Below are 17,776 nucleotides of genomic sequence, written 5' to 3'. Positions count from 1 at the left end.
TAAAAATGAAAAAATCAAGCTGCCTAAATTTAGTATTTAATATAACTTGTATCGACTATAGTTAAGATAATTGCGTCTTAGGAAATCACTATGAAAAGAATATTAATTACTGGTGCCAGTCGAGGTATAGGTTTAGAAACGGCTAAGCTCTTTCTTAATAAGGGTTGGCAAGTTATTGGAACATCAACTACGGGCTATAGTAAATTTGAACACCCTGGTTTAAAGATTTATGCGCTGAATTTAGCAAATTCCCAATCTATAAAGCAATTTGCCAATCAATTAGATTCAATCGATATTTTAATTAATAATGCAGCTGTTTTATTAGATCATTGGCAAGAAGTAAAGATTAACTTAGATGAGCTTAGAACAACATTTGATGTTAATGTATTTGGCACCATCGAGTTAACTGAAGGTTGCATAAAGAAAATTAATAAACAAGGTCAAATTATAAATATAGCCTCGGGCTGGGGCGCTTTTAGTTCAAATGATTCACCTTATGCTCCAAATTATAAACTTTCTAAAGTTTGTCTGAATATGTATACAAAATTATTAGCGGAAAGACTTTCAAATATTATTGTTTCAAGTATTGATCCAGGCTGGGTAAAAACAGATATGGGGACGCAAAGGGCTCCAAAATTAGCAGCTACAGTGGCAAAAGAACTATACGATTTAGTGCATTTACCTAAAAAATCTGGTTTGTTTTGGCATGAAGGGAAAGTAAGAGAGTGGTAGTTATTTCCTATCTTTTATAAATTTGTGTGAACTTAACTTATAAGTATTTATCTTGGGTTAGGCATTCTACAAGAAACATCAAGGGCTAAATACTAATTAATATTAGCCAATTCAATTATTTATTAACTTGCTATTAAAAATTAGATTAAGAAATTTCAAATTTAGCACATTACCTAAATTAGTGTAACCAAGATTGTTCTCGACTGCTTATTAGCTGTTTATTAATTTGTCTGATACATTTAATAAGAGAAGGATAGAAAGGATAGAGTATGCAAAAAGGAATTTGGGAGCAGCATCATTTACAGCATTGTAGAGAAAAATTTCCTACAGCTTTTTATGATGATCTAGATCATCTAAATTCCTTTAATCAGGATTTTGGTAGGTTAATAACCTCTGCGGCAAAAGCCATATTTATGCCAAAAGACATAAAATCAATGCAAGAATTTGTAGCTTTTGCTAATGAAAATAATTTACCTATTACCATTCGAGGTAATGGAATGAGTCAATGTGGACAATCCTTAGCACCTTCGGATGGAATCATTCTCAATACCATGGCGTTAGATTCCGTTTATGAATATAAAGAACAATCAATTTGGATTGATGCTAATGCAACCTGGTCAGCATTAATAGAAGCATCCTTACAACAAAATCAAATACCTTATATTACTCCTTATAATTGCAGTTTATCCATTGGCGGGGTGTTGTCGGTTGGAGGCGTTGGAGCAGCTTCTTTTAAATATGGTAGCGCGGTAAATCATGTACAAGCTTTAGAAGTCATTAGCGCTGAGGGTGATCTTTTACAAGTTGATTCTCGCTCAACTCTTTTTCATGCATGCTTAGGTGGGCAGGGTCAATTTGGAATAATTACTAAGGCTTGTATTAAACTTAAACCTTGCAAAGAACAAGTTAGAACTTTTCTGTTAACCTATATAGATGAAAAACAATGGCTACATGATATCGCTTTATTTAGACAACATGCTGATTATATTGAATGTTTTTGTTCACCGTCTGTTCAAGGTGCAAAATTAACTCCATCAGGAAGAAAACCCTTTGCTCAATGGCTGTTTGCCTTGCATGTTTCAATAGAGTTTACGGAACGTCCGCCAGAACTTTCGGATATAACATACGCTAATCCTTGGAAAATTTTACATATACAAGATGAACCTATTAAAGACTATTTACATCGTCATGATGGACGTTTTCAATTAATGAAGTTAACAGGCCAATGGGAATTACCACATCCTTGGTATGAATGTTTTATTCCTAAGCAAGTTTTATTTGATGATTTTCAGGCTTTTTTAGCTTCTTTACCTCTACATTATGTACCTATTTTACAAGTTGTCCCTATTGCTGCAAAAGAGCCACATGGCTTTTTAATGTTACCTAAGGGAGAAGATATTTTTGCATTGATGATCTTAAATCCAGGCATACCTTCGAGCTTAGTACCTAGTTGCTTAGATGCAATAGATAACCTTGATAAACGCTTTTTACCACAAGGTGGAAAGCGTTATCTTTCTGGCTATTTAGGTAACAGGGTAGATAATTATTATTGGCAAAGACACTTTGAAGAGCGCTATGATGAGTGGATAAATTTAAAAACGCAATTCGATCCAAAACATCTTTTCCGGTCTGTGCTTCATCATTGGCAATAATAGAATTAAGCCACGCTGAATTTCATCAAATTAAATAAACTTGTCGTGCTATAGCTTTCTTCAAAGTGAAAGCCTAACGGCTCTATCGTTTTTTGCCATTCAGTTAGTGTACGTTGTCTACCATTTAGTAATACCATCATAACAATATCCATAGTCTTATTAGGGTGTGGTTCATTATCTTCTGGCATGACTTGTTCTGCAATAAATAAGCTTGCAGATTTAGGCATTCGGAGAGCACAATTTGTAATTATTTGCTGCATAATTTGGTCATTAAAATCATGTAATACGCCTTTAAATAAATAAGCATCAGCACTGGGTATTTCCTTTAAGAAATCACCAGCAATTAATTCTACATTGGGTGGAAAATCATCAGGATTTAGTTGATCAATAACAAAAGGAGTATCAAAAAGTATCGCTTTAACGAGAGGATAATGCTTCACAATTGATTTAACCATACCGCCTCGGCCGCCACCCATATCAACAATACTTTGTAATTTTGAAAAATCATAGGCCTTGCTAATAGTATCATCATCATAAGTTGATAATTTTGCCATGCCACGATCAAAATTAGCTTGTTTTTGTGGATTTTGACTTAAATAATCAAAAAACTGCTCATGATGCTGATGATAAAAAGCAGACTCGCCTGTTTTTAAACTCACATCTAATTTAGAAAATGCTTGCCACCAACTATCATCAACCATACATAAAACATCACGTATCGAGTGAGGATCGTCATCACGCAACGGCTTAGATAACTCTGTTAGTGAATAACCAGTAGGGTGGAGATTAACGATCTTATATCCACTTAAAAATCTTAGCAATCTATCTAATAAGTCGGGTTTTGTCTGGGTTTTTTCTGCTAACTCTTCTACAGATATAGGAACTTCTGACATATGATTGGCTATACCAAGCTGTGCAATAGTATGTATAGCACGAGAGATTACATACCAACGTGACATTGTGGCTAATACCATAAATGGTTCTTGTTGATACGTCATAGTGTAATTTCCTTATTTTATTTTCCAAAAAAATCTAGTTAACTATTGAAAGAAGTTTAGCAGAGACTACTTAATTAATAATCTTATAACTTAAATAGTTATAGTCTCTCCCACTAAGTTTCATACTGCGTTACAAGCTTGCTCGGCGAAGTACAGTACTTATTTGTACACTCCTTCGCCTCTCTCCCTTGTGCCTTGTCTGAAACTTAGTGAGAAACGCTATAGTTTAGTAGATTAATAAGATAGTTGGCCAGAAGAATAATCTAACTTTTCTAGATTGGGATTATTCATTTGAGCTTCATCTCTTAAAAATTGTCCTGGTAAAGGATGTTGTTCTTCAAATTCTTTAAGATAATTCCCTAATCGAAACGATCTTAATGCTTGTACCTCATCACTAGAAAACTTTATATTGTTATTGGCTGGTTCCTGTAAAGCCTGAATCATTTTTTTAGCTGCTTGAATGCCGATTGCCTCTGGAGCAGAACAGGCATTAGCCATTTGTGATTTAAAACTGTGCGTTGCAGAGCTTGTTCCTTGTGCCTGAGCTGAGAGTACACTGATATATTGGTTTAACTTATTTATAAAGTTAACAGTTGGATTTTGAATTGGTGCACTAACATGAAAATGAGCTAATATCTTGTCTCTATTCTCAAACATCTGTCTTTCAACAATGCTAAGTCTGCCTGGCGTATGGCCATGAGGACATCCATTTTGATCAATAATTATTGATCGTGGCTCACCGCGGCAGTTTTCGCCATTTATTCTATAGCCGCCATTAAATGGTTCAATACTAGTTACATAATTATCGCCATAGGGGTCTCTAAGTGTAAATGTAGTCACTGGCTTAGAATTATTTTTTGGCGCCGATGGAATAGAGGTTGTTGGCATATCAGTTCTTACCATTACTTTTTTAACATTATTTTCATTAGTAGGACTACAGGTGGCAACAACTATATTTGTGCCAGAAGCTTTAAATTCATCAATCATTGCTATAGCACTGTAAATTTCTGTAAGAGTGCTGTTACTTAGTGGTTTTACTTTACCAAGTTCCTTATCACAAAAAAATAGGGGTTTATCTAGATTATTATTACTTTGTAAATAATTTCTTAATTCCTGTCCCTCATAGATAGCAATTTTACCATCAGGTTTTCTTACAGCTAAAGCGCCACGTTCTAAAACATCATGCGCTGGGGTTGTTAGATTTTCCCATCCTGTTTTGCCTTGAATTAGTCCTTTTTTAAATTGGGAAAAATTGAAGTCTTGTTGCAGCGGCGAAATATTAATATTATGAACAGTATCTTGATACTGGTGCCAGTTTAATTGGTTTCCCTTTTCATCAGTAATGGGCCAAATTTTACCCTGGGAGGTCATTTCTTCTAAATGGCGGTGTTTGTCTGCAAAACCAATGACATAATTATCCTCCATTTTGCCAGGCGTAGTAATCCGATGTTGTTTATCTAAGGAAATTTTTTCTGGAAGTTTAGATCCATGCCCATTAATGACTAATGTCTTAGGTTTTGAAATTGTGTCTTTAGGTTTACTACTTACTGAAGGAGCTATATTAAAATGCGCAAAAATTGCTTTCCTTTCTTGATACATTTGTATTTCAGCAGGCGTTAGAAAGGTATTATGAAATCCTCTTGCTTTACCCGTTTTATCAATTGTGATAGAGCGAGGCTCACCTCGGCAATTTAACCCATTTATCCTATAACCACCATTACTAAGCATATCCACACTAGTGACATAATTATTTCCTTTATTGTTTATCAGAGTCAGTCTCTTGGAAGAGTTGTTTATCGGAGGAGTTCCTATAGAAGTAGAATTTACTGTAGGAGTAGGACTTACTGTGGTAGGGGTAGGTTTTACGGTGGAGGTAGGGCTTACTGTAGGAGCTGAGTTTACCGGCGAATAAGATGCGGGTTTCATTGGTGTCATGGTCGGTTTTTTAGATTGTCTAAAACTCTCATAAGCTTGATAAACTTGAGGATTAGTAATCTTTATTTGTGCGTACTTACTTCCCTGTGGAGTAGTCAATTGCAAGCCTGTAATCCTGCCATTTTGAATTAAGGCATTATTTGTTTGCTGTAGATAATTTATAAAGTTAGCTAATTGGCTTCTAGCAGCCGTTTTATCTATTTGTATTATGTGAGGAGTTACCTCGGGTGAGCGAACTATAGCTGTCGTATTTGGGGTAAAATTAGGATCTAATTTTCTACTAAGATTATCCTGAAAAATATCAAATGTGCCAGCTGTGCGAGTTTTACCATTAATTACCACGGAGGGCCTTTCAGCAGATTGCAAAGTATTAGGATCATTGCTTGGCTTAAAGTTAGAAATATTAGCATCGCCCATGCACATGCCTTTAAAGTTATCAATATATTTTTTTGTTTCAGCTTGCGCCTTATAATCACCATGAATATTTGCTACAGGTACTTTTTCGCCTGTTGCATTATGCGTTAACTCATATTCTGCACCACGATTATTTAAAATAGGTGTTGCATTTTTCGATAGCGTAAACACCTTAGGATTATATAACATTGTGGTACCAAAAGGATGATCCCCTGTTTTCCGCCATTGTGACGCTAAGGCATTGGTATCAATTAGTTTTGAATCTTTATCAAGCTCTTTTAACTTATTGATTAAATATCTAAACTCTTTACTTTTAGGATTCGGTATTTCTTGAAGAGCTAGAAAACCAACGCCTTCTTTAAATGCCTTATAGATTTCCTCCGCTTTTGATTCCATTAACTGTTTGTTATTTTTAGGTAAAGATTTAAATCCATCTACTTGTGCTGCAGGAAACAGGGCAGAGCCAGGGTGCGTTGCATTCAATGTAGCCATGGCACCAAATTTCGTATTTTGTATTATTATATTATGATCGCCTGTAGGCCTTACAATTACTTTTTTGCCTACTCGAAATTTCATGTTCGGGATTTTAAATTTTGGGAGTCGGATATTAAAATTAGGCATGATATTTAAAAAAATAACGATTTGTATAATTTTACTACAAATAGGAAAGACTTGCAAAACTTAACATATTATTAAGGTTGTTAGTCCTAATAACTTCTAACAATTTAATTTACGGGTTTAACTTTGCTTTAACTTGGTAGATAATGTTTAAGTCCTGAATTTTCTACTTATTTTTGCTTTGAATAACCAGAGTTTATAGAATAGGGTTACTAAGTACGCTTAAGTATGTTAGCTTTTAGGTTCTAGTTTATCTTATGGAATTGCGAAAATTGTTTTTGCCCGTTTCTGAATACCAAAAATTAATTGCTATAATAGTTTTTCTTATTATGGCAAGCTTATTTTTTTATCAGGTTATGACTTTTTTAAAACAAGACTTATCAGTAAATGTAACAGCTCAGCCCGCAATTGTTAACTCCAAGCAAATTAAAATTACTACTAATTCAATTATTTTTACTAAACCACTTTTTGGTGATTATATTCCAGTCATTAATGAAGTAGATATTAAAGAATCGACACTTGATGTTGAGATAGTGGGTATTATGTTTTCACCTAACTCTGGAGATTCTCAAGTTATTATTAAAGATACAGCAGGTGAGGAGCGAACGTATATAGCTGGTGATACTTTACCTGGAGGCGCAGTAGTTAAACGTATTAATGAAAATAGTGTGGTAGTTTTATATAATGGATCTTTGGAGAGCTTAAGTTTACCGAAAATTGAGTTGCTCTTTAATAAACCAGCAAAGCCTTTAATCAGTGAGGAATAATGTTATGCAGAGAGTTGTTCGATTGGCTCTGTTGGCAGTACTAGTTATAGTTTTAACAGCTTGTGTGGCTTTAAAAGGGTCTGATTTTTCCCAAGGAATAAAATGCTTCAGAGCTGGGGACTATCGTAAAGCATTTATCCGCTTAAAACCTGAAGCCGATAAGGGACAATGCGATGCTCAATATGCGATCGGCTATATGTATTATTATGGGAGGGGCGTAGTTGAAGATCGCCGTAAAGCTTGGTATTGGATAAGGCGAGCGGCCTCTCAAGGACAGCCAGAAGCTGTTGCAGCAGTAAAAATTTTAACCACTACTAATACAATTGCAAGTGTTTAAAGTATCATTTAATGCGTTGCACTAATAATAAGTGACATGATGTAACAACAATAAACCAAAATTAAAAGACCGCCATGCCAACGTGTAATTTTTTTATGGCGAGTATTAATCCATAAAAGAATAAGTGTAGTTAGCAACATAACAGGCATATCACGCCATAAAATAGCATGGCTAATTAAGGAGGGGTGAATAATGCCTGGAAATATCAATACTGCAAGTAAATTAAATACATTAGCCCCTAAAATTGTCCCAATAGCTATATCATCGGCGCCTTTTCTAATTGCTAAGATAGATGTAATAAGTTCAGGTAGGCTACTACCTATTGCAGTTAAAGTTAATCCAATAAATAAATCACTAAGGCCAAATTGATGAGCTAGACGAGAGCTGTTAATAACAAGGAACTTTGCACTAATAGGAACGACAATAAGACCTACACATAAGCTAAATACGTAATTTCGAAAAGAATGTTTACGTAAAACAGCCTGACGAAATTCTTCAGTAATCTGTCGTTGTGCAGTCGAATTTTTAAGTGTGTATAATAAATAGCCTATAAATAGCAAGCACACTAAGAGTGATAAACAACTATCAATAATACTTATATAGCCATCCAACATAAGTGAATAGATAAATAACATGGCAATAAAAAGTAAGGGAAATTCTCGTTGTAGAAAAGATGGCTGAACTTTAAGGGGCCTTATTAGTGCAATGAGGCCAAGTACTAGCCCAATATTAGCAATATTAGATCCGATAGCATTACCAACAGCAATATCAGCTAAACCATCAAAAGAAGCCCGAATACCTATCATGATTTCAGGCGCTGAGGTACCTAAAGCAACCAATGTAAAACCTATTAATAGTGGTGGTAAGCGATAGTAATATGCCAATCCAGACGCGCCTGAAACTAAATGACTTGCTGACCAAAGTAATGCGGCAAAATTAACTAAAATTAAAAAAAAACTGGTCATTTTATTTCTCAATACTGTTATTAAATCTTTTGCAAACTACTTTGCTGTGTGAATCACTCTTAGGTAATTTTTTATAATAACAGGGTCAATAGAATATTCATGATACTTGATTTAGGTAACAACACAAAGATATTGCTATTTTATTTAACAATTTATTAAATTTTGGATAGTTAACTATTGTTGCATGATAAATACAACATAAGTAGCCTGTGAAACGAAGTGAAACCCAGGTTCCAGCTAAAACATTTTATGAAATACTCTAACTTAAGAAGATGGCTGCTTGCAGGGTATGACAGCGAATTTGACTGACGAGCAAAAAATTCATATGTGTTTCTTAATCTCTCCTGATTTGGCAGTAATTATTTTCTGTGCTAATATACGACAGTGTTTTTCTTTTAAATTCATTTGGTTTGATAATAATGCTTTTATTTTACCCTATGAACATATTGCTACAAATAATAAGAAAATCAGGCACCTTGCTTTAATATTTGATGGGTAGCCTACGCTCAGTAACCTTCACATAATGTCGCCTCTGCTAAGAAGGATTATCAATAAGTTTTTAGTATCTTTGCGAGCGCAGGAAGCCATCTAATTAACGTGAATTCAACATAAAATATATTTGCTATATTTTATGTCAAATTTAGTTATATTTAATCTGGATCCCGTATAAATGCTTCGCATTTTACGGGATAACGTTCGTTTAGCGACATAAAAAAGCCTTTGGCTCTTTTATATCGAACTCACGTTAATTATTTTTTAATTCTTTGATGATGGTATTGCTATGTTTAAAGAACAATATCGCCTTTTACGGCAAAAAAGCCTAAGGCAGTACACATTAAGTTGTATGTTAGCCATGTTTGGAAATGGCTTAACCTACATTATTATGGTTTGGGTATTGATGCATTTCGATGCGTCAGTCGTATCTACTGCTATATTAATGACCTGTTTTTGGTTACCAAATGTTTTATTTGGATGCTTGTGCGGTGTTTTAGCGGATAGATGGGATCGACAGTATCTCTTAATTGCAGTCAATGCTGCACGAACTATTTGTCTTTTTGGTTTTGCGCTTTTAGGTAATGAATATGAAACACCGTTAGCAATTTACATATTAGCAGCTGTTCTAGGCACACTTCTAGCAGCCTACGTTCCAGCAGCTATGAGTTTTGTACGCGAGTTAGTTTCTGATAAAGATTTGCTATATGGCAATGCACTTGCAGACATGGCCTATGAAGTAGGCGCAGTTGCAGGCATGGGCTGCGCTGGGCTTATTTTAGCGCTTAGCTCTTTTACGGCTTGTTTTATGATAAATGCCCTGTGCTACTTGTTGGCAACATATATTCTTATAAAAATTAAATTACCACACCGAGTAAGCAAAACGATAACTAATGAGTCATTTGGATCGCAGTTTGTTCAAGGATGGCGTTACATTAAGGTAAGACCAATTTTACTACTTGTTTATTTAACGCAAGGATTATTTTTTATAAGTTACATGACTGCTCCGGTTTTATTAGCACCGTATGCCAAAACAGTTTTGCATAGTAGTGTTAGTCAATTTGGTTGGCTTGAATCAGGATTATCATTAGGTATTATCTTAGGTGGTTTTATAGCGCCTTACTGTGCCTCTTATTTTTCGGTCTTTAAAGTCATTATTGGACAAATTATTCTAGGAATACTAGGTTTTTATTTGTTTAGTCATACATTTGATAATAATTTGGCTATTTTTTATCATTTTTTAATTGGCTTTTCATTTTCATCATGGGCATTAATTACAACTTTCGCTCAAGAAATGACTGATATTGACTATCAGGGTAGGGTGCAGTCGCTGTTTAATAGCCTCTCAGGTATAGTTATTATATTGTTTTATTATTTACTAAGTCAGTGGAAGGACTTGCCAATCACTAATCTGTATTTTGGTGAAATAGGGTTATTGTTATTAGCAATCTTTATTTTGGTTTATGTTGGATTTAGCAGTAATGTTGAAAGAGAATTAATTAATTAACCTAAGCGTAGCCTACTTTTAGGCTATTTTTTCTAATTTAGGCATATAAGGTTACCAAGATACATCGTTTTGCTTTAAGTCCAAAAAATCATGAATGATCTTATTAATAGGTTTGGCCAAACCTATTTCATTTAATTGACTTATTTGAAACCATTTGCCTGTATTCTCAGCTATGGATTCAGCTACAGAGGGTACTTTAAGTGCTAACGGAATTATATCCAAATGAAAATGGCTAAAGGTATGTCTAAATTCTAATAAGGATTGCACGGGTGTTTTATTGACCTGATAACGATGTAAATACTCCAAAGGTTGAGTTTCCAAATCACAAGTAGGTAGGCTCCAAAGTCCTCCCCAAAGACCAGTTGGCGGTCGTTTCTCCAAATAAATTTTATTATCTGCAGAGTATAATAAGAAAAAATATTGCTTTCTTATAGGCAATATCTTTTTAATTTTCTTAACAGGGTATAGTTCTTCTTTTTGATGTAAATGAGCAAGGCAAGTTGTTCTAACTGGACAGTGGATACAGCTAGGCTTTCTTACCGTGCAACAAGTCGCTCCTAAATCCATTATTGCTTGTGTGTAGTCGGCGCAACGCTGTTTTGGCATGCATTGATTAGCAAGTTGCCATAATTTTTTTTTCACGTCATTTTGCTCCGGCCAACCATCAATCATAAAATACCGAGTAAGAACTCTTTTGACATTGCCATCTAAAATGGCCGTTGCTTGATTAAAAGCTAAGGATGCGATAGCAGCAGCGGTAGAAGGGCCGATACCAGGTAGTTCTAGAAGTTGATTAAGATTACTAGGAAATTGACCTAAATACTTTTCAGCAATGATTTTTGCGGTCTTATGAAGATTCCTTGCACGACTATAATACCCTAACCCTGACCAGTGCGCTAAAATGGCATCATCAGTTGCATCTGCTAAGTGATTTACAGTCGGAAAACTTGTCATAAATCGCTCGAAATAAGGTATAACCGTTTGAACTTGCGTTTGTTGTAACATTATTTCAGAAATCCACACTTGATAGGCTGATCTAGGATGTTGCCATGGCAAGTTTTTACGGCCATATTGGTCAAACCAGTGTAGTAAAGGTTCACTAAAGTTTTGGTAGATTGATTCGTTATTCATAATTAATGATAGAAAAATGTAACGAGCTGCTCTTTTAGTTTTAATACAGGCTTAGCAAGTGTATCTTTAATCCAAACTTTAGCTAAACTTGCATTTATTTTTTTAAAGTCAGGTAAAACGACGGGCTGATTTAATGTGCCTTGGATTATTAAGGGAAATCCTCCGCCTATTAATTCTTGAATATTATTTAATTTGCTATCATCAATAATTAAAGTTGCTAAAAGATGACTAATTAAATTGTAATTAGTTAAGTTCATTTCACCTTCACCTTTTAATTGCAGCATATCTGTCTGCAATAATAAAGTATGGCTAAATAATATTTTTTGGGCAAGTCGGTATTGAATTGCCATAAGTTTGACTGAGGTTGGCTCTCTAGAAAGTAAAATATTATCTTGAAATTCCTTGTCTAAGTCTAACTTTGATTCCTTTTTCTCTTGGGCATTACTTATTTGAATACTTAATTTTTTAACTATTTTATCTAAATCGAAAAATTCGAGCGTACCCTCATGAAGGCTGATATTGCCATTGCCTATTGTTGTAGCCAACCAATCCTGATTAATAAGATTTGATTGGCTATGGAGAGAAAAATCTAATTTTCCCTTGATTAAGGCCTGATTAAATAAGGCGCTCGTTAAGCGAGCAGCATTTATACCGGTTGCTGTTTGGTTTACTTTTAATATTTTTGATAATGAATTAAAACTTAAGTCACCTATTGCTTCACCTTGGTAAATTTTTATAGTAAGAGGATTTAAAGAGAGAACAGCCTGTTTAAAGCTAGTGTTTGCACCTATTTGATTGATTTTAAATCGCCCAATTTTTAAGTTTTGAATAAGAAGTTGCCCTCGAATTAGCGAGGACTTTAATGCTGTTTCAAGTTGATTAAGCGAATTAACAGCTAAATTTGCATCGCCCTTAAATTGTAATTGTGCACTGAGCGGCTGCTGTTTAGCAGCATAATTAATATTAGCTTTTATTTGAAAGGGAAATAAATTTTGCTCTAAATTGATTTGCTCAAGTCTTAATTGTAAAGAATTTAAAGTCAGTAACTGATTATTAATTTGTGTTTTTATCTTCCCGTTAGTTATTAATAGCCTTTCTAAGGCAAATTTTTCCTCTATATTCTTTCCAAAAGTAGAATGCATAGGTAAGTTATGCGAAGTATTTATAGGCGGTTGTTTATAATTAGAATTGATATCCGCTACAAAATTAGTAATTTGAATTTCGTCGAATACAATTTTACCTTGCAATAAAGCTGATGGCTTTAAATTAAAAAATAGTTGCCCTAACTTTATTTGATAAGGACTTTGGGGCTCTTTGTTACCAATACGAATAGATTCTATTTTGATACTGGGTCTTGGGAATAATTGCCAGCTTATATCGCCTTCAATTTTACAGGGTTGTGCAGTATAAGTTTTTACCTTAAGTGTAACAAAATCTTTAAATAATGTTGGACTAACCGTTCTAGTTATGAGCCAAAAGAGAAAGCTAATAAGTAAAATAAAGCCTAGTAAAATTACAACAAATTTTTTAAAAAACCGCATAACAACTATAAGAAGTAAAAAACGCAAGCATAGCGATAACTTAAATCATGTCAAGTTTTATCCAATATGTTTTGATAAAAAACCTAATTATACTAATCCGTAAGTTAACATTTTAGTAGCTCAAATCTGTAAGCTAAGTGGTTTGTACATTTATCGTTTTTTTAGATCAAAATTTAACAAATTATGTAAATTAATTAAAAAATTTTAAAAAAATTTACCAAACCCTATTGCTATTAACGTAAGCTAAGTTTAATCTTAAATTCTTCTATATAGAAGGTTATAAAAATTTGTAGACGTAGGATTTAGTTTTTTAGATGTACTCAGGATGAGTCAAATAAAAATCAAGGAGAACGTCATGCAATTAAGTGAGTGGGAAGTTATTATTCTCAAGCCTACCTATGTATTTTCATCATTTCTAGCTTCACAATTACCCGATATTGAATTACCTGATCCGCATTTGTTAAGTGTTGATAACACCGCTTATGTTATTAAAAAACAAAACAGTGATGAAGAAACATTAAATGAAATAGAACGTCATTTTAAATGTATGTTTCATCATGAAATTAGCCGCTGGCTAGGCGACACTGCACATAATGAGATTGAGAGTAGTTTTTTAGATTTCCTCTGTTGTTTCAAATTTGAGTTGCACTCACATATTGTTTTGATGGAAAAATCCATGTCTCAAGGTGAACAGTTAATACGCGTTAAACCTCGTTCTGTTCTATTAAAGTGGATGAGAACAGCCGTAGAAGAGCAACGAGATTTAACGAGTATTTTAGAAAAAGCAACTGTTTCTAACTTAGCAGAAAATGCTACAGTCGTTGTTAAAAATTTTAAAGATTTATCAGAAATAAAACCATTTCTTCAGGTATATTATCCTCAGATCTTTGAAGCTGAAATGCTTAGAATGTGTGATGAAGCAGATCAGTGGCCAAAGGTTGATTCTTACGAAGCTTTCAGTCGTTATTTTTCTATCGATATTCACTCTCAATTAATACATCTGCATTAAGGAGGTTGGCTATGGGGCCAATAGCTATAGCAGTCATCTGTGCGGCAGTTTTTGGGGTAGTCAGTACTATTACAGCTTTTATCCACCGTCTATTAGCAAGCCGGGATAAGCGGTTAAATGATCTTGCACAAGCTAAAGCATTAACGCAAGAAACGATCGAATTAGAGAAATTACGCCACGAAATGTTAAGTTACAAGCGTTATAATGCTTATTATCAAGTTTTAGGCGAAAATAAGGAAGCAGTGCAATATCTTGATCAAAAAATTGAGGAAATCTTAAAGAAAAAATCAGAGCTTATTGAGCGATATGCTCAAGCAATTGTTAAAGAGTCAAACGCAATTGTTGCTGGTAATAGTTCGCTTGATCGTAAAGAGGTTTGCGATAAATTAAGGCAGGAAATCGATAATCAACTTAAAACCTATGATACAGAAATAAAGCAATTACAACAGCGCCGGTCTAATTTATGGAATTCTAATAAAGAATTACAAGATTATATCCTTGAACAAGAAAAAAAGCGTAATGAGCATATGGACGCTGTTTATCAACAACATTCTGCTTTGCTGGAAAAAATTTTTCTGCGCCATAATGATAATTCTGAAAATGTCACTAAAACACTTATTGATTCAACAACACAAACCTTTAAATCCTTAATTACGGCGCCTATTGAATTTTTATCTAAAACCTTTCGTTTAACTAAAAATGCTTCGTCAAATGTAGCAAAACAAGAACTATTAAAAAGGCAAAATATTGCAGCTTTAGAAGCCTTAATTAATGGTCAAGATGAAGTTGGTAACCCTGGTTTTGATAGAAAAAATAAACAAGAAAATGATAAAATTCCACTAGGTTATGCAGCTAATTTCTCATTTAATATGTAAATTTTTATGAATTCACGGTTAATTTATGTTAATCGTGAATTTTTTTCTATCAATTTACAAAAAATTCGTGCATAATCTCTCTTCTTTATCTCAATAAACATTATTTATAGTTAATTAATGCAAGCTCAAACTTCAATAATAAAATCAAAAACTTTAAAGGGTATTGCAGCAGTTTTAACTTCTTTTTAACATATATGAACCATCTATTGTTAAGTGGGATTTTTAAATAAAATATTGAGCCGCCATATTATGGAGTTGAAGATGAGAAAAAATTTTTGGGCTATTTTAGTCATTTTTTTTATGAGTTTTTTTGCTAGCATTTCAATAGCAAGCACCCAAGATGACCTTTTAAATTATGAAAAAAATACCATAGAAATTTTTCAAAAATTTTCTTCAAAAGTAGTTTCAGTTCATAGATTAGCGACAGTGCAACGTGCCTATACCAAAATGCATGTTCCTGCTGGTGCTGGTTCAGGTATTATATGGGATAATCAGGGGCATATTGTTACTAATTATCATGTAATTAAAGGTGCTGATGACCTTGCTGTTACCATTGGGAATGTTACTGTTCCTGCTAAAGTAATAGGTGCTGAGCCGCGTAAAGATCTTGCTGTACTTTCAATAACTTCAGCAAAGGTATTAAATTTATTAAAAAATGTGACTCCATTTGAAATTATTCACAGCCGTGATTTGTTAGTGGGCCAAAAAGTAATAGCTATAGGTAATCCTTTTGGGTTGGATCATAGTTTAACTATTGGTGTTATTTCTGCTTTAGGCCGCCAAGTCCCAGGCGTGGGGGGCGTTACTATTCGTGAAATGATTCAAACAGATGCCTCTATTAATCCTGGCAATTCAGGTGGGCCACTGCTTGATAGTAAAGGCCGCTTAATCGGGCTTAATACAGCTATCTACTCTAATTCAGGTGCATCAGCAGGTATTGGCTTTGCAGTTCCCTCTGATGACGTGGAGCGTATTGTTCCTCAATTAATAAAACATGGACGAGTAGTTTTAGCAGGTATTGGTATTCGTCGCGTCGAGCCTAGTATTGCAAAGCGCTTTGGTATTAAAAAAGGCATTTTAGTGTTAGATATTTTACCACATTCACCTGCCGCTGCAGCTAAATTACGTGGTACTTTCCGAGATGTTGATGGCAGAATTCACTTGGGTGATATCATCACCGCAGTTAATGGTCATCCTATTCCTAATTATGATACTTTTTATAATTTACTTACCGATATTAAAGTAGGTGAAGAGATTACAATAACGGTTCAACGAGCCGGAAAGCATATCAATCATAAATTAAAGACAATTGATATTGCTAGTTATTAAGCTTCTTTTATCCAGCATATGTAGGTTGTGCTAAACGAAGTGCAGCCTAATAGTCTTAGTCATAAGGCATGTAGCTTATTCATAATTTGTTGGGCTGCACTTCGCTTAGGTTAAGTAGCCTTTAGGCTGGAACCCGGGTTTCACTTCGTTTCACCCAGGCCACTTATGTTATATTTACCACGTAGCAATGCCACGCAAAGAAGACAAATGATGTTAATATTATTTAGGCACCATATAGCTGTTGGTAATGCTGAAGCTGTTTTAATTCTTCATTTAATTGCTTGTTCTTTAAATACGCTATCAAATCATGTATATCAATAATTGATAAAACTTGAATGCCTTGTTTTCGTATTTCACTTATTGCTGATTGTTCCGTTAGACCGCGTTCACAGCGATCAAGCGCAATAATGACAGTTGTTAAGGAGCCGCCATTTTCTTCAATTAAAGTTTGAGCTTCTCGAAAAGCAGTTCCTGCCGTAATGACATCGTCAATAATAATTGTGTCGCCAACTAACGGCGCACCAATGAGTATGCCACCTTCACCATGTGCTTTTGCTTCTTTGCGATTAAAGGTTACAGTGGCATTGATACCATAATCTGCTAAAGCAATACTAGTTGCAGTTGCTAATGGTAAGCCTTTATATGCCGGTCCAAATAAATGTGCGCAATTTATATTATGATCAACCAGTGTTTTTGCATAAAATTGACCAAGTTGTTTTAAATACTGCCCATGATAAAATAAACCAGCATTAAAAAAATAGGGACTTTGGCGGCCAGATTTTAAGGTAAAACTACCAAATTTCAATACGTTACAGCTTAAGGCAAGTTCAATAAAGGCCTCTTTCGTATAATTTTGAGACGTTTGTACTTGATTAATCAAAATAAAAGTTCTCCTAAGTTATAAAAAATATTAACAATCAACAAAAAAGTGCTATGCTAATCTTAATGCTAGTAATTTTTAGCATTGATAGGTATTTATTTAAAATTGAATTTTCTCCTAATTAGAGCTAATAATAAAGGAGTAGTTTAAATTTAGCTGTTAAATACTTAGTGGTTAGATTTTCGATTACAAGCTTCAGACGAAAGGGGATAGCGAATGTCGCAAAGAGAGACTGGCCATGTTAAATGGTTCAATGAAAAAAAGGGATTTGGATTTATTGTCAATCAGAATGGTGATGATATCTTTATTCATTACAAAGATATTAATGGCACGGGCTTTAAGACGCTACATGAAAACGATCTTGTATCTTATATCGTTGATAAAGGACCAAAAGGATATAAAGCGCAAGATGTTACTGTTATTCATGAATAATTAGAGCTATTAAATATTATTGCCTTTATTTAATTTAAATAATCTAGATTATTCAATTAGATTATTAGGCTTTCTATTTGATAAATTATTGCTAATGAAGCATGAATAGATAAATATTTGCCAAAAATAACAAGGCATATCCATTACAGTAAGCCAGCTGGC

At 34.1% G+C, this 17,776-nt stretch carries 16 protein-coding genes; 10 read left to right on the top strand and 6 right to left on the bottom strand.

Annotated features, from left to right (window positions below; genetic code table 11):
• Positions 1–90 precede the first annotated feature (90 nt).
• Positions 91–732: an SDR family NAD(P)-dependent oxidoreductase gene (locus E1P04_RS04685; protein WP_131781762.1), complete on the top strand. Its 642-nt coding sequence runs from the start codon at positions 91–93 to the stop codon at positions 730–732.
• A gap of 269 nt (positions 733–1,001) precedes the next feature.
• Positions 1,002–2,384: an FAD-binding oxidoreductase gene (locus tag E1P04_RS04680; RefSeq protein ID WP_131781761.1), complete on the top strand. Its 1,383-nt coding sequence runs from the start codon at positions 1,002–1,004 to the stop codon at positions 2,382–2,384.
• A gap of 5 nt (positions 2,385–2,389) precedes the next feature.
• Here E1P04_RS04680 and E1P04_RS04675 read toward each other — a convergent pair whose 3' ends face one another.
• Positions 2,390–3,382 (bottom strand): methyltransferase, encoded by a 993-nt coding sequence (locus E1P04_RS04675; RefSeq protein WP_131781760.1) that lies wholly within the window; start codon positions 3,380–3,382, stop codon positions 2,390–2,392.
• A 234-nt stretch (positions 3,383–3,616) separates the two neighbouring features.
• Positions 3,617–6,307 (bottom strand): hypothetical protein, encoded by a 2,691-nt coding sequence (locus E1P04_RS04670; RefSeq protein ID WP_131781759.1) that lies wholly within the window; start codon positions 6,305–6,307, stop codon positions 3,617–3,619.
• 299 nt (positions 6,308–6,606) lie between these two features.
• Here E1P04_RS04670 and E1P04_RS04665 point away from each other — a divergent pair, with 299 nt between their 5' ends.
• Both E1P04_RS04665 and E1P04_RS04660 read left to right on the top strand, forming a co-directional pair.
• Complete coding sequence (locus E1P04_RS04665; RefSeq protein WP_131781758.1) at positions 6,607–7,116, top strand: type II secretion system protein N; 510 nt, start codon at positions 6,607–6,609, stop codon at positions 7,114–7,116.
• Between the two features lie 4 nt (positions 7,117–7,120).
• Positions 7,121–7,453 (top strand): SEL1-like repeat protein, encoded by a 333-nt coding sequence (locus E1P04_RS04660; RefSeq protein ID WP_131781757.1) that lies wholly within the window; start codon positions 7,121–7,123, stop codon positions 7,451–7,453.
• 8 nt (positions 7,454–7,461) lie between these two features.
• Here E1P04_RS04660 and E1P04_RS04655 read toward each other — a convergent pair whose 3' ends face one another.
• The gene (locus tag E1P04_RS04655) at positions 7,462–8,418 is read right to left on the bottom strand and encodes a calcium/sodium antiporter (protein ID WP_131781756.1); all 957 of its coding nucleotides are present in this window, start codon (positions 8,416–8,418) and stop codon (positions 7,462–7,464) included.
• A 289-nt stretch (positions 8,419–8,707) separates the two neighbouring features.
• Here E1P04_RS04655 and E1P04_RS04650 point away from each other — a divergent pair, with 289 nt between their 5' ends.
• The gene (locus E1P04_RS04650; RefSeq protein ID WP_131781755.1) at positions 8,708–8,917 is read left to right on the top strand and encodes a hypothetical protein; all 210 of its coding nucleotides are present in this window, start codon (positions 8,708–8,710) and stop codon (positions 8,915–8,917) included.
• Positions 8,918–9,199: 282 nt separating this feature from the next.
• Positions 9,200–10,417, top strand: a complete 1,218-nt coding sequence (locus E1P04_RS04645) for an MFS transporter (protein WP_131781754.1) — start codon at positions 9,200–9,202, stop codon at positions 10,415–10,417.
• Between the two features lie 51 nt (positions 10,418–10,468).
• Here the strand turns inward: E1P04_RS04645 and mutY are convergent, their stop codons facing one another.
• Positions 10,469–11,548 carry an A/G-specific adenine glycosylase gene (gene mutY / locus E1P04_RS04640; RefSeq protein ID WP_131781753.1) on the bottom strand — a complete coding sequence of 360 codons (1,080 nt, stop codon included), beginning with the start codon at positions 11,546–11,548 and terminating at the stop codon, positions 10,469–10,471.
• Between the two features lie 2 nt (positions 11,549–11,550).
• Complete coding sequence (locus E1P04_RS04635; protein WP_131781752.1) at positions 11,551–13,089, bottom strand: AsmA family protein; 1,539 nt, start codon at positions 13,087–13,089, stop codon at positions 11,551–11,553.
• A 355-nt stretch (positions 13,090–13,444) separates the two neighbouring features.
• On the opposite strand from E1P04_RS04635, the gene E1P04_RS04630 reads away from it, so the two are divergent.
• The 3 genes from E1P04_RS04630 to E1P04_RS04620 all read left to right on the top strand — a co-directional run bounded on the left by E1P04_RS04630 (position 13,445) and on the right by E1P04_RS04620 (position 16,302).
• The gene (locus E1P04_RS04630) at positions 13,445–14,098 is read left to right on the top strand and encodes a hypothetical protein (RefSeq protein WP_131781751.1); all 654 of its coding nucleotides are present in this window, start codon (positions 13,445–13,447) and stop codon (positions 14,096–14,098) included.
• 11 nt (positions 14,099–14,109) lie between these two features.
• Positions 14,110–14,973: a hypothetical protein gene (locus E1P04_RS04625; protein WP_131781750.1), complete on the top strand. Its 864-nt coding sequence runs from the start codon at positions 14,110–14,112 to the stop codon at positions 14,971–14,973.
• A 261-nt stretch (positions 14,974–15,234) separates the two neighbouring features.
• Positions 15,235–16,302, top strand: coding sequence for a S1C family serine protease (locus tag E1P04_RS04620; protein WP_427853175.1), 1,068 nt, complete (start codon positions 15,235–15,237; stop codon positions 16,300–16,302).
• Positions 16,303–16,525: 223 nt separating this feature from the next.
• Here the strand turns inward: E1P04_RS04620 and pyrE are convergent, their stop codons facing one another.
• Positions 16,526–17,179, bottom strand: a complete 654-nt coding sequence (gene pyrE, locus E1P04_RS04615) for an orotate phosphoribosyltransferase (RefSeq protein ID WP_131781886.1) — start codon at positions 17,177–17,179, stop codon at positions 16,526–16,528.
• Between the two features lie 219 nt (positions 17,180–17,398).
• On the opposite strand from pyrE, the gene E1P04_RS04610 reads away from it, so the two are divergent.
• Entirely contained in the window at positions 17,399–17,614 is a 216-nt protein-coding gene (locus E1P04_RS04610; RefSeq protein ID WP_115330898.1) for a cold-shock protein, read from the top strand.
• The last annotated feature ends 162 nt before the right edge of the window (positions 17,615–17,776 follow it).

The sequence above is a fragment of the Legionella gresilensis genome, assembly GCF_900639865.1.
GTDB classification, from domain to species: domain Bacteria; phylum Pseudomonadota; class Gammaproteobacteria; order Legionellales; family Legionellaceae; genus Legionella_C; species Legionella_C gresilensis.
Note: the sequence above shows the minus strand (reverse complement) of the source record. Positions and strands in the feature narration are given on the sequence as shown.